Raw genomic sequence first — 12734 nt, 5'->3', positions numbered from 1 at the left:
CTCCCCCTATCTTTCACTAACAGACAGCCTGTGCTCGATTCTGTTGACAATCCATGTAAAGACCATAACCAGCACTAAATAATAGAGGGCAACAATCAGGTATGTCTCCATCGTGTTGAATGTCCCTGCCGCGATTCCCTGTGCCGTCCGGAACAATTCTCCAATAGCCACAAAAGCTGCAAGTGAAGAGTCTTTTAATGCGATAATAAACTGATTACCAAGTGGAGGAACCGCCCGTCTCATTGCCTGCGGCATAATAATTCTCCGCATCGTTAACGAAGAAGTCATCCCCAGGGAACGACCCGCTTCCATCTGTCCCTTGTCAATCGACTGTATAGCACCACGGAATATTTCAGCTATATAAGCTGAGTTATGTACAGCGAGGGCAAGGGATGCCGACCAGAAAGGAGAAAGCTGTATAACCTGTGAAAAACCAAAGTAGAGAACAAAAATCTGCACAATCAGCGGTGTTCCCCGGATAATAGTAATATAAATATCTGCAAAAACTTTCAGCACTGGCCCCGACAGTTTAATCAGCGCTACAACCACACCGATGACCGTTCCGAGAAGTACTGCGGCAAGAGTGATACGGAGTGTCAGCCAGGCTGCTTCAAGAAAAAAAGGATATGTACGAATCAATTCTGAGAAGAAAATTTCAATACTGAATACGCCACCGACTATCATTTTGTCACCTCATTCATTAGCAAAACAGGGCTGCCTGCAAATCAGACAGCCTCATTCGCTTCATCTAATAGATATAGTTTTATGGACTTTAGGTAGATTAAAAGAAAATATTGATGGGACAGGTTAAGCATTTAACTTTAAAGAACGAATGATCAATCCATTTAGCGCAGGAAATATACGACTGTCTTCCTCTCCGAGTACTGCTCCGCAGGATATACGTCGAGACAAAACGACGCACTCGCAGAGAAGTCCCCCTCCTTGAGGCCATGCCCGCTGACGCGAAGTATATTTCGAAGCTGTGTCTATGCTCCTGCTCTGATGCTCCTTCGTTTTTTTAGTGAAGTATACTATTTGTCCCAACCTCTTCTGCTCCTTTATTCTTCTCCGATATTCTCGTCAAAGTACTGGGAGTTAATTTCTTCGTATTTGCCGCTCTCTCTTATATTTTCAAGTGCCTGATTTATTCCCTCCAGGAGATCATCTTCATTCTGACGAACGGCTACAGCGATTCTTTCAGTGTCAATAAGCTCCCCTACCATCTGAATATCCAGTCCCTGATCTTCGATGTTAATCAGGCCAACAAGACGGTCAGTGATAACAGCATCATGCCTTCCCTGTGAAAGGGCCTGCAGTGCAACTACGTCAGAGTCATATGTCGGAGTATTCGTTGTATAGTCCTGGATCATAGAGTGGTAAGTAGTACCTTCTGCTACCGCCACTTCAGTATTTTCATCAACATCATCTATTCCGTTTATATCACTGTCAGGTCGAACGTAAAGCTGGGCACCTGAATAGTAGTAAGGGTCGGAGAAGTCAACAGTTTCCTGCCGCTCTTCGGTAATGCCCATACTTCCGATAATCGCGTCATACCTTTCATCCTGCAATCCGAGGATAATTGAATTAAATGCTATCTGAAAAGGCTCGCCCTCTAATCCAAGCTCCTCAGCGATTGCCATTCCAATATCCACGTCAAACCCTGCAAGTTCGCCATTTTCGTTAATATAACTGAATGGCCGGTACTCTCCGGACAGGGCAAAAATAAATTTGCCATCCTCCACAGTATGCTCGTCGTACTCACTTCCTTCTCCATCTGCCCCGCCTGAAGAGTCCTCATTATTTCCGCATGCAGAAAGCAGCAAAGCAGCTCCTAACGAGACAGGCAGAATACTTTTCACAAATGCCTTCATGTAAATCTCCCCCTTATTTTATATAAACTCCTTGAAAATTTTTCCGGAGTTCTCAACAGTTCTGTTATGTATTGCCATATTCCTATGCAGAAACACCAGTCTCATTGTATAACTATGCTCAGTGACCTGAATTTTTGTGTAATTTTAGAAAACCGGAAAATTCCGAAGATAAAGATATTACTGATATTATCATAGCAAAATATTTCGAGGAAACACAAAAGGAGGGAATACCGCTTGTCCGGCTTATTATTACTTCACAGCGTACCCATGCTTAAAATTATGTAATATACACGAAATCCCTGTTATTTACTGGCTTATACTCTTTAAGGAATGGAACAATCAGAACCTCAGCCAGAAAAATGTATAAATAAGATATTGTTTTTTACCCTGATATCAGAACCTTTAAACTCCTTTTTCACCCCATAAATATAAAAAAGTATATTCATATAACAAATTTTTACTTTTTAGTTAATAAATCCCCCCCCTGTGAAATAAGTAAAAAATGGTACTTCAGGGAAGTATTGCGGATTCTCGTTCCCCTATTCTCATTTTCATCTGTTATTCTGCATCAAATTCCATAGAACCGGAACTGCTCACAAAAAAACCATGCCTTCATAAAAATGAAGAACATGGTTTATAAATACTTTAAATCTCCGAAAATCAAGGAGAATCTTTATGAAATTATTAATTATCAAACAGCAGGCTGCTTAGCTCACGCCAGGCTTTGTCCTTGCCCTGGCCTGTTTCCGAAGAAAATACAACAATTTTATCTTCCTCCGCCATGTCGAGCCCCTCTTTAATCTGCTTCGTATGCTTATCCCATTTCCCTCTGGGAATCTTATCCGCCTTTGTCCCAATAATAAGGACAGGCAGTTCATTATGCTTCAGCCACTCATACATCATAATATCGTCTTTTGTAGGCTTATGACGAAGATCAATCAGCTGTACTACCCCTTTAAGCTGTTCTCTTTCCTGAAAATAAATCTCCATCACTTTTCCCCAGGCTTCCCGCTCAGATTTAGATACTTTTGCATAGCCATATCCTGGAACGTCTACAAAATGAAAACGCTCATTGATCAAGTAAAAATTCAATGTCTGCGTTTTCCCTGGCCGCTGAGATGTACGGGCAAGATTCTTTCTCCCGAGAACAGTATTGATAAAGGACGATTTCCCTACATTAGAACGTCCGGAAAGAGCCACTTCAGGAAAGGGCCCTCCCGGAAACTGGTTTGGTTTAGCTGCACTGATTATTATTTCTGCACTGTTAATTTTCATTTTGTTTCCCCACTAACGCTTCTTTTAATACCTCATCAAGATGAGATACGGGTATAAAAGTTAAATCTTTCCGGACACTTGCCGGAATATCATCAAGATCCCGTTCATTGTCCTTTGGCATGATAATATGAGTAAGGCCTGCACGATGGGCGCTCATTGCTTTTTCTTTTAAGCCCCCAATTGGCAGCACTCTGCCTCTTAAGGTTATTTCACCTGTCATGCCAACTTCTTTTCTCACCGCGCGCCCTGTCAGAGCGGATATAAGCGCAGTGGCCATCGTTATTCCAGCAGAAGGACCGTCCTTAGGAATTGCTCCTTCAGGCACATGGATATGAATGTCATTCTCCTCATTAAAGCCAGGATCGATAGACAGCTCTTCTGATTTTGAACGGATATAACTGAAAGCTGCCTGCGCGGACTCTTTCATTACATCCCCGAGTTTACCAGTCAGAGTCAGCCGCCCTTTTCCTGGTGACAAGGATACCTCTATCGTTAAAGTGTCTCCTCCGGCAGTAGTATACGCCAATCCAGTAGCTGCGCCAACCTGGTCTTCCAGCTCTGCTTTCCCATAACGGAAACGAGGTTTCCCGAGAAAATCTTCAATCGTATTTTCGGTCACGATTACCCGTTTTTTCTCACCGGAAACGATAATTTTAGCGGCCTTTCTGCAAATTGTCGCCATTTGCCTCTCCAGGTTCCGGACACCGGCTTCCCTCGTGTAATAACGGACAACTTTCAGGATCGCGTCTTCTTTAACCTGCAGTTTCCCTTTTGTAAGTCCGTGGTCTTTTACCTGTTTAGGAAGAAGGTATTCTTTCGCTATTTCAAGCTTCTCCACTTCTGTGTAACCAGGTATATGAATGATCTCCATGCGATCCATGAGAGGAGCCGGTATTGCTCCAATATTATTCGCTGTTATGACGAACATAACTTTGGAAAGGTCATATGGTTCCTCAATAAAATGATCACTGAACGAGTTATTCTGTTCAGGGTCAAGCACCTCCAGCATAGCAGATGAAGGGTCGCCCCGGAAATCACTGGCCATTTTGTCGATTTCATCAAGGAGAAAAACAGGGTTTTTAGAGCCCGCTTTTCTCATCCCCTGAATAATTCTTCCTGGCATCGCACCTACATACGTGCGCCGGTGGCCTCTTATCTCTGCTTCATCCCTGACACCGCCAAGAGACATACGCACAAAATTACGTCCAAGGGAACGTGCTATTGAACGCGCCAGAGAAGTTTTACCTACCCCTGGAGGTCCGGCGAGACAGAGTATCGGTCCTTTAAGCTCTCTTGTCAGCTGCTGTACTGCAAGATATTCAAGTACCCGCTCCTTGACCTTTTCCAGCCCGTAATGGTCTTCATCGAGAATTTTTTCAGAGCGATGAATATCAAGAAGATCTTCCGTCTCGTTTCCCCACGGTATAACAGTAAGCCATTCCAGATAATTTCGTATCACTGAACTTTCAGCGGAAGTAGCTGGGATTTTTTCGTACCGGGCTAGCTCCTTAAGCGCTTTTTCTTCTATACCCTCAGGCATATCGGCTTCAGCGATTTTCTTACGGAGCTCGTCTATTTCCCCTTCTTTTCCTTCTTTGTCTCCCAGTTCCTTCTGAATTGCTTTCATCTGCTCACGCAAATAATACTCTTTCTGGGTTTTCTCCATCGACTTTTTAACACGCTGTCCGATTTTCTTTTCCAGCCCCAGCACTTCTTTCTCATTGCTCAGTATTCTGAGTACCTTTGTGAGACGCCCATTCACCGGGATTGTTTCAAGTATTTCCTGCTTCTGGACGATCTTCAGCGGCAAATGGGAGGAAATTATATCTGCCAGCCGTCCAGGCTCCAGAATGTCGGACACAGTTGCAAATGTTTCCTGGGAAACCTTCTTTGACAACCGGATATACTGTTCAAACTGTTCGAGGACATTACGCATAAGCGCCTGGTCTTCTGTCGTGTAATCCTGCGGTTCTTCAATCAGTTCCACTTCAGCTTCATAATAATCGGTTTTGTCGGTTAACTCGTTTATTCTTCCTCTGCTAAGCCCTTCTACAAGCACACGTATCGTGCCGTTCGGGAGCTTCAGCATTTGTTTTACCTTTGCAAGTGTTCCGACATTATAAATATCGTTTTCACCTGGATCGTCTACAGAAATTTCCTTTTGAGTTGTAAGAAAAATTTCATGATTATCTACCATAGCCCGTTCAAGCGCTTCCACTGATTTATCTCTTCCTACGTCCAGATGAAGCACCATTGTAGGATAAACGAGCAGTCCTCTTAACGGTAGTAAAGGGAGTTTTCTAAGAGTTTCTTCACTCATACAGACCACACCTCCACCTTTCCCTTACCCTTTTTCTGTTTTTATCAGGGTATGTTTTATATTACTTTTATTGACTTTCGCCAGGCTTTTAGTGAAACAGTACCTTTGAAAAATCACATAATAGTTCATCACATTTATCGTTGCTGCCAACAAAACGATTCTGATCTGACAGCAAAAGTATACAGCTGCTTTATCCTTATTATTCCTTTTCAAAGTATGAAAAAAACAACGTCATTCCGTGGAATCACGTTGACGAATAAAATATTTAAAGTAACTGTAATAATTTTATCTTATCAAACAGGCTTTGTCTAACAATGCAAATTTAAATTCTGCTGATACAACGATTCCCTGATCAAGGTTTTTATAAAACAACTTTTTTATCAGCCAGTGCAGTCTCCCAACATTAAAGGGAGCTGTAATCAGCTCCCGGATTGACCTAAGGCAAATGAAGCAGCGGCAGGCAATGGAATTTGCTCCTTCTCCACTTCTATTTGTTCCGCCTCCTGAACCATACTGAGCTTAAACACTTCGTCCAGCGTGCTTACCGGGTGGATAGACACACCCTCAAATTCTTTAAGTATTGACTGGAAGTTCGCCTTTGGAATAATAACTTCTGTTGCTCCTGCATGTTTTGCCGCTTCTACCTTCGCAACGACTCCGCCCACGGGCTTCACATCTCCATGGATACCAAGTTCGCCAGTCATTGCTACATGGTGGGCAACTGGTATCTTATGAATTGCGGAATATATAGCCGTTGCAATGGAAATCCCGGCTGAAGGCCCGTCTACAGGAATTCCGCCTGGAAAATTCACATGAATGTCATAGTCAAATGTGTTTTCTCCCATATTACGCAGGACGGTAAGTACATTTTCCACCGATCCTTTTGCCATACTCTTTCTTTTTACTGTCCGTGTTCTGTCTCCCGTACTTTCTTCTTCGGCAATACCAGTTATATTGACAGTCCCTTTTCCTTTGTTTTCAATTACAGTAACCTCAATATCGAGAATCGCTCCCATATTTGGACCGAATACGCCAAGTCCGTTCACAAAACCAACTTTGTCCTCTTTGTGGATTTGTTTTTCCGGACGGGGAGGTCTCTGGGAAGAGTGAATGACCCATTCCACATCTCTTGATGTAATGGTGTCCCGCCCCTCGCTGGATGCCATTCCTGCCGCGAGCTGAATGATATTTACTGCTTCCCTGCCGTTTGCTGCGTATCGGGAGGTAAAATCGAATACTCCTTCTTCTACTTTCAGGTTCAATTTTTCTACAGCTTTTTTTGCAACGATCATTATTTCGGATGGAGTCAGAGAACGGAAATACACTTCCATGCATCTGGATCTGATCGCTGGAGGAATCTCTTCAGGTGACCTGGTAGTAGCTCCAATAAGCCGGAAATCTGCGGGAAGGCCGTTTTTAAAAATATCATGTATATGCTCGGGGATCTGGTGGTTTTCTTCACTGTAATAGGCACTTTCAAGATATACTCTCCGGTCCTCCAGAACCTTCAGAAGCTTATTCATCTGAATCGAATGAAGCTCACCAATCTCATCGATAAACAGCATCCCCCCGTGCGCCTTTGTCACTGCCCCTTGTTTCGGCTGAGGGATACCTGCCTGCCCCATAGAGCCGGCTCCCTGATAAATTGGATCATGGACTGATCCTATAAGCGGATCTGCTATTCCACGTTCATCGAATCTTGCAGTCGCCCCATCGATTTCAACAAAAACAGAGTTCTTTCTGAAAGGAGACACCGGGTTCTGTTTCGCTTCTTCAAGAACGAGCCGTGCTGCAGCTGTTTTCCCTACCCCCGGCGGGCCGTAAATGATTACATGCTGAGGGTTCGGCCCGCATAATGCTGCCTGAAGACTTTTAACCCCATCTTTCTGTCCCACAATATCGCTGAATTTTTTCGGGCGGATTTTCTCCGACAATGGTTCACTCAGACGTACCGCTCTCATCCTCCTTAGCTGTTCCATTTCTTTCCTTGACTCTTTATCTACGGAGACCTTTTGGGTTCGCTGACTTCTTAATAAATTCCAGAAATACAGGCCTATCACTACCCCAAAGAAGAGTTGAATAAAGAAGGCAAAGCCTGTCAGATTCATGGTAAAACCCTCCTGACTAAAGTTTGGTGTGCTGTTTATTATCTCCTTAAGAGCCATGGATAATCTTTAAATCCGAATGAGGGAATAATTTACATAAGAAGGCATGGTGTTGGGAGAGGGAGGCGGCAGCATACGTTTAATGGTTCATGGGGAATGCGAGAGGCGGGCTCATGGGGTTCGAGGGGGACGAGGGGAGGAACAGCAGGTGGTCAACCTGGCACTTCGGAACCCGGTCCCGGCGTACCCGGTACATCGGTGCCACCTTGAGCGAGGGAGCTTTCGGGAGGATATGCGAGGTTTCAGCAGCAATTCAACCTGGCACTTCGGAACCCGGTCCCAGCGTACCCGGTACATCGGTGCCAGGTTGAACAAGCGAGCATTCACGAATATATGCGAGTTTTCAGTTGCAGTTAACTCCACCAACGGCAAGCCCTGTCCAAAACACCAAACCTCCCCGGTCTCCACGCTAACCCCCCACCCTTATACAAAGCACCTAAAAAACCAGGCTGCCGCCTGGTTTTTCACCTTCACCTTTATCAATACGCCATTTCAGCATCATGGTAATATTTAAATTCGAGGAGATTGTTGGACGGATCGATCAGGAAAAATGTTATATGTTCTTCCTGTTTCCCCTTAAAGCGGACCATAGGAGTCTGGAAAAACGGCAGTTCCTGTTCTTGTGCAGCTTCCAGACAGCGATCGAATTCTTCTTTATTTAAGAAGGTAATCCCATAATGCCGGGGGTACATTTTCGGCTTTTCATCAATTTCATCCGGGCTCAGATGACATACGACCTGGTCGCCAAAGAAGTCCAGGGTAACCCGGTCTTCATATCTTCTTGCAATCCTGCACCCCAGCTTTTCATAAAAATCCGCAGTTGCGTCCAAGTCAGCGCAAGGTACAGCTAAATGAAAAATTTTATTAACGTCTCTCACAAAAACTCTCCCCTCTCTCTTTTAAACGCTATAGAACGTGTCAGAACGAAGACCAAGCCTTAAAGTTTCCAAGGCTATAACATCGGAAAAGGGAATATTGGCAAGGTTGGCGTCAGTGCCTATTTTTTTGATGAACAAAGTTTGTAATTTCTTCGAGGGCGCTTCGAAAATTATCTTAGCAGCATCGACCTCTGCTGCTAAAATTTCGTCTATCAGATCCATTCTTATTTCCCCGTCTCCACTGCACAGGCCGCTTGTTCCTGATTCCCTTGCTTCTGTAATCACCATTTCAGCCCCTGCCTCGAAGTCCTCTTTTATATACTCCAGCCACACTTCCGGCTTTTCCGTTTGTGAATGTGTACTGTCTTTACTGCCGACTTCACTGAACACAATGAAGTCTTTTGAAAATTCACCGATATATTTCCCTTTGTCCTTATTGCTCAGTTTTATCGTCCCGTTTGATATTTCCACATATCTGCAGCCAAACTCCCTGCAATACTGGTGGTAATCATCCAGCCGCCCCTGGCTCAGAAACTTTTCAAATAAAGTTCCTCCAAAAAAATAATCAATATTATGTTCCTTTAAGCAGCTTATCTTTTCCCCCAGTGTTTTCGTAACAATGGAAGTTCCCCAGCCAAATTTGACGAAGTCGATAAACTCCCCGCAGCTGCTTACACTGTCTTTAAATGACTGAAGCGGCAAACCGTTATCAATAAGGATAGTTAATCCCTTGCTTCTCGGCTTGTTTTCTCTGTCAGGCATGACAAGTTTAGAATAATTCATATACTTAACCTCACGATCGTAGGTAATCCGTTTACTTCTTTGACTTCCATTATAAAATTTGTCTCGTTCACCTGGGAGCAGTATGAAATATCATCCTCATTAAATTCCGGCTTGCTTTTATCATAAAATTTCATTGCTGCTTCAGATTCCATAATCCTCCGCTCAATTTCCTGCGGCCTAAACTCCTCGGCTCCTGTAATAATCCCATGCATATATTGGGCGCACGCAAAATCATCATCGCCCTCCGGATGGGAGGCTATTATATTAATCCTGTCCTCCTTCCCTGAACTTTTTTTCACATGAGCCGCAGTTTTCCCTGCATTTGAATAGCCTGTTACATAGACAGAATCAGCGTTCATATAATTTAATGCAGCAGTAACACCGTTTGTTGTCTTCAGGATGAGCGTTTCCCCTTCCAGGTTTTTTTCAGCTGCCTCAGCAGGAGAATTACCTATATCAAACCCTTCAACTGGAAGACCCTTCACTTCCCCTGCGGCTATATAACGAGGATTAGCTTTCTTCAGGTCCAGCGCATCCTGGACTGTTTTCACAAGAATAATTTTTTCCGCTCCCCCTGAAAGAGCATAATGAGCAACAGTAAAAGCCCTGATGACATCTATAACTATGTTTGTTTCAGCTTTATTTAATTTTTTATCAAATCCCCGCACAATTGATACCTGCATTTTTCACTCCCCTGTAATCGTATTGCAAGTAAAAATCAGTCAATTATCCATATTCTCCTCTATTGAGGAGTGTGCGGATAAATCGCCTGTTAAGCCCAAATGCTCTAAATCTCCTGTCAGACTTCACATTTTTTCTTTCTTTGAATAATCTGCCTATATATTTTTGTGCAGGGAAGTAAAGGAGGAACGAGTGAATGGCAAACCAGCTGACATTTGAGACGTGGGAGAGGGAATTGGCTGAAAAAATAAACAAATCGCTCAACACCCCGGGGGAAGTTCTCAAATGGGCTTACGGTAATTACGAAAACGACATCGTATACGCCTGCAGTTTCGGAGCAGAGGGTGTAGTATTATGTGATCTCATTAGCAGAGTAAATGAAAGGGCAGAGATTATTTTCCTTGATACGGAGCTGCACTTTAAAGAAACTTACGAGCTTATTAACAAAATGAAAGAGAGATATCCTCTTATGAACATAAAAATGGTGAAGCCTGTCCTCACTCTGGAAGAACAGGCAGCAAGATTTGGGGAGGAGCTCTGGAAAGGAAATCCGAATCTCTGCTGCAGCCTGCGAAAAATTCAGCCTCTTGAGAGGGAACTACAGCAAGTTAAAGCTTGGATATCCGGGCTGAGGAGAGATCAGTCCCCTGCAAGGAGCAAGCTTGAAAAAGTAAATAGAGACGACAAATTTAAACGGATAAAAATCTGCCCGATTATTGACTGGACATGGGATGATATCTGGACATATATCACGTTATTTAATTTGCCTTACAATCTTCTCCACGATAAAAACTATCCCAGCATCGGCTGTGAAAAATGCACTGCCCCTGCAGAAAATCAGACAGATACACGCAGCGGCCGCTGGGTCCAAACCGGCAAAACAGAATGTGGACTACATGTAAACATGGAGGGAAAGTAATGAGTTTAATACAGCCCCATGGCGGTGCATTAATTAACCGGCTGAACGAAGAAGCAAATTACAACTTTGATTATGTGATCGAGATGAATAAAACAGAGTTAACCGATCTGGAGCTCATAGCAACTGGAGCCTACAGCCCACTTGAAGGCTTCATGGAAGAAAAGGATTATTATACAGTTGTGGAAAAAATGCGCCTGAATAACAATCTTCCCTGGAGCATCCCAATTACTCTGACAACGCATAGGAAATCAGCGGCCAGACTCGCTAAAGGAACGGTGGCAGCCCTGGAGTACCAAGGGGAGATTTACGGATATATCACCGTGAAAAGTATCTTTACTCCTGACAAAAATAAAGAAGCATTAAAAGTTTACTGCACAACTGATGATTCACACCCAGGGGTCAACAAGCTGTTCAGCCGTCCGGAAGTATACATCGGAGGCCCTGTCACTATGTGTAAAAGACCTGAAAGAGAGCACCTGAATGAATATCACCTGGATCCTGCTGAAACGCGGGAAAAAATCGAAAGATCCCGCTGGAAGTCAGTTGTCGGCTTTCAGACAAGAAACCCCGTACACCGGGCCCATGAATATATTCAAAAAACGGCTCTCGAAACGATAGACGGTCTGCTCCTTCACCCCCTTACCGGGGAAACAAAAGCAGACGACATTCCAAGTGATGTAAGGATGAAAAGCTATGCCGTCCTTCTGGAGAATTATTATCCTGAAGACCGTGTTCACCTTTCCGTTTTCCCTGCCGCCATGCGTTATGCCGGGCCAAGAGAAGCAATCTTTCATGCAATTGTCCGGAAGAATTACGGTTGTACTCATTTTATCGTTGGCAGAGACCATGCAGGTGTAGGCGATTATTATGGCACTTATGATGCCCAGAAAATATTCAGTAATTTTTCCAGTGATGAAATTGGAATTACTCCGTTATTTTTTGAGCATAGTTTCTTTTGCAGGAAGTGCGGATCTATGGCTTCCCTGAAAACATGCCCTCACAGTTCCTCTGAGCATATAGTATTATCAGGAACAAAAGTACGGCAAATGCTAGGACGTGGCGAGATGCCACCGAAAGAATTCACCCGGTCTGAAGTTGCATCCGTCTTAATTGAAGGCATGGCTGAACATGTTCTGGAGCACAGCGGAGGAAAAAGAAATGGGTAAAAATATAGTCTGGCATCCTTCGGCAGTCTCCAAAGAAGAACGGGAGCAATTGAACAAACACAAAAGTTTCGTGCTTTGGTTTACCGGGCTGTCCGGATCAGGTAAATCCACGATAGCCAATGCCGTGGACAGAAAACTTTTCGAATTGGGGAAAAGAAGCTACTTGCTGGATGGTGATAATATACGCCACGGACTGAATAAAGACCTGGGCTTCGGGGATAAGGACCGGAGAGAAAACATCCGGAGAATAGGAGAAGTTGCGAAACTTTTCACGGACAGCGGCCAGATTGTCCTCACTTCATTTATTTCACCTTTTGCTGAAGACAGGAATCATATTAGAAGCCTGTTTCCTGCAGGAGAGTTTTATGAAATTTACCTGGACTGCCCATTGGAAGTATGCGAAAAAAGAGATCCTAAGGGGTTATATAAGAAAGCCAGAAACGGAGATATTAAAAATTTTACCGGAATTGACTCCCCGTATGAACGGCCCGAACACCCTGAACTAGAAATTAATTCTGCACATATAAGTCCCGAAAAGGCTGCCGTCACCATCATCAATTATTTAAAAAAGAGAGAATTGATATAGACCCTATCTTAGATGGCAGCTTTGTTTTTTTCACAGGCTTTTTTCAGGAGGTGTATAGCTTCCATCTGTAAGTCCACGTCCGGCAGAGGA

Annotated in this window: 11 protein-coding genes; 3 read left to right on the top strand and 8 right to left on the bottom strand. The window is 43.8% G+C overall.

The window, feature by feature from the left end; all coding sequences use genetic code 11:
- Positions 1–6 precede the first annotated feature (6 nt).
- From BK582_RS11380 to BK582_RS11345, 8 genes are all read right to left on the bottom strand, one after another.
- Positions 7–684, bottom strand: a complete 678-nt coding sequence (locus BK582_RS11380) for an amino acid ABC transporter permease (protein WP_078595149.1) — start codon at positions 682–684, stop codon at positions 7–9.
- 374 nt (positions 685–1058) lie between these two features.
- Positions 1059–1871: a transporter substrate-binding domain-containing protein gene (locus BK582_RS11375; RefSeq protein WP_078595148.1), complete on the bottom strand. Its 813-nt coding sequence runs from the start codon at positions 1869–1871 to the stop codon at positions 1059–1061.
- Positions 1872–2555: 684 nt separating this feature from the next.
- Entirely contained in the window at positions 2556–3146 is a 591-nt protein-coding gene (gene yihA, locus BK582_RS11370) for a ribosome biogenesis GTP-binding protein YihA/YsxC (protein WP_078595147.1), read from the bottom strand.
- Positions 3136–5466: an endopeptidase La gene (gene lon / locus BK582_RS11365; protein ID WP_078595146.1), complete on the bottom strand. Its 2331-nt coding sequence runs from the start codon at positions 5464–5466 to the stop codon at positions 3136–3138. Before lon ends, yihA begins: the two co-directional genes overlap by 11 nt.
- A gap of 419 nt (positions 5467–5885) precedes the next feature.
- A complete protein-coding gene (gene lonB, locus BK582_RS11360; protein WP_078595145.1) occupies positions 5886–7574 on the bottom strand; it encodes an ATP-dependent protease LonB in 1689 nt (562 codons plus the stop codon).
- A 536-nt stretch (positions 7575–8110) separates the two neighbouring features.
- Positions 8111–8509, bottom strand: a complete 399-nt coding sequence (locus BK582_RS11355; RefSeq protein ID WP_078595144.1) for a VOC family protein — start codon at positions 8507–8509, stop codon at positions 8111–8113.
- A 21-nt stretch (positions 8510–8530) separates the two neighbouring features.
- Positions 8531–9292: a phosphosulfolactate synthase gene (locus BK582_RS11350; protein ID WP_078595143.1), complete on the bottom strand. Its 762-nt coding sequence runs from the start codon at positions 9290–9292 to the stop codon at positions 8531–8533.
- Positions 9289–9975 carry a 2-phosphosulfolactate phosphatase gene (locus tag BK582_RS11345; RefSeq protein WP_078595142.1) on the bottom strand — a complete coding sequence of 229 codons (687 nt, stop codon included), beginning with the start codon at positions 9973–9975 and terminating at the stop codon, positions 9289–9291. The genes BK582_RS11350 and BK582_RS11345 overlap by 4 nt, the downstream gene beginning before the upstream one ends.
- 194 nt (positions 9976–10169) lie before the next feature.
- Between BK582_RS11345 and BK582_RS11340 the strand changes: the two genes are divergently transcribed.
- From BK582_RS11340 to cysC, 3 genes are read left to right on the top strand one after another with little or no spacing between them, the layout of a single operon-like run.
- Positions 10170–10892 (top strand): phosphoadenylyl-sulfate reductase, encoded by a 723-nt coding sequence (locus tag BK582_RS11340; protein ID WP_078595141.1) that lies wholly within the window; start codon positions 10170–10172, stop codon positions 10890–10892.
- On the top strand, positions 10892–12058 hold the full coding sequence (gene sat / locus BK582_RS11335; protein WP_078595140.1) for a sulfate adenylyltransferase: 1167 nt from the start codon (positions 10892–10894) through the stop codon (positions 12056–12058). Before BK582_RS11340 ends, sat begins: the two co-directional genes overlap by 1 nt.
- Complete coding sequence (gene cysC / locus BK582_RS11330; RefSeq protein WP_078595139.1) at positions 12051–12644, top strand: adenylyl-sulfate kinase; 594 nt, start codon at positions 12051–12053, stop codon at positions 12642–12644. Before sat ends, cysC begins: the two co-directional genes overlap by 8 nt.
- Positions 12645–12734: the final 90 nt, after the last annotated feature.

The organism is Evansella clarkii (genome assembly GCF_002019695.1).
Classification (GTDB): Bacteria; Bacillota; Bacilli; order Bacillales; family Salisediminibacteriaceae; genus Evansella; species Evansella clarkii.
Note: the sequence above shows the minus strand (reverse complement) of the source record. Positions and strands in the feature narration are given on the sequence as shown.

Excerpts from the sequence above, each read along its gene's own strand:
- BK582_RS11345 (WP_078595142.1), bottom strand. The coding sequence starts at position 9,975 with ATGCAGGTATCAATTGTGCGGGGATTTGATAAAAAATTAAATAAAGCT.
- cysC (WP_078595139.1), top strand. The coding sequence starts at position 12,051 with ATGGGTAAAAATATAGTCTGGCATCCTTCGGCAGTCTCCAAAGAAGAA.
- lonB (WP_078595145.1), bottom strand. The coding sequence starts at position 7,574 with ATGAATCTGACAGGCTTTGCCTTCTTTATTCAACTCTTCTTTGGGGTA.
- BK582_RS11340 (WP_078595141.1), top strand. The coding sequence starts at position 10,170 with ATGGCAAACCAGCTGACATTTGAGACGTGGGAGAGGGAATTGGCTGAA.
- lon (WP_078595146.1), bottom strand. The coding sequence starts at position 5,466 with ATGAGTGAAGAAACTCTTAGAAAACTCCCTTTACTACCGTTAAGAGGA.
- BK582_RS11380 (WP_078595149.1), bottom strand. The coding sequence starts at position 684 with ATGATAGTCGGTGGCGTATTCAGTATTGAAATTTTCTTCTCAGAATTG.
- yihA (WP_078595147.1), bottom strand. The coding sequence starts at position 3,146 with ATGAAAATTAACAGTGCAGAAATAATAATCAGTGCAGCTAAACCAAAC.
- sat (WP_078595140.1), top strand. The coding sequence starts at position 10,892 with ATGAGTTTAATACAGCCCCATGGCGGTGCATTAATTAACCGGCTGAAC.
- BK582_RS11375 (WP_078595148.1), bottom strand. The coding sequence starts at position 1,871 with ATGAAGGCATTTGTGAAAAGTATTCTGCCTGTCTCGTTAGGAGCTGCT.
- BK582_RS11350 (WP_078595143.1), bottom strand. The coding sequence starts at position 9,292 with ATGAATTATTCTAAACTTGTCATGCCTGACAGAGAAAACAAGCCGAGA.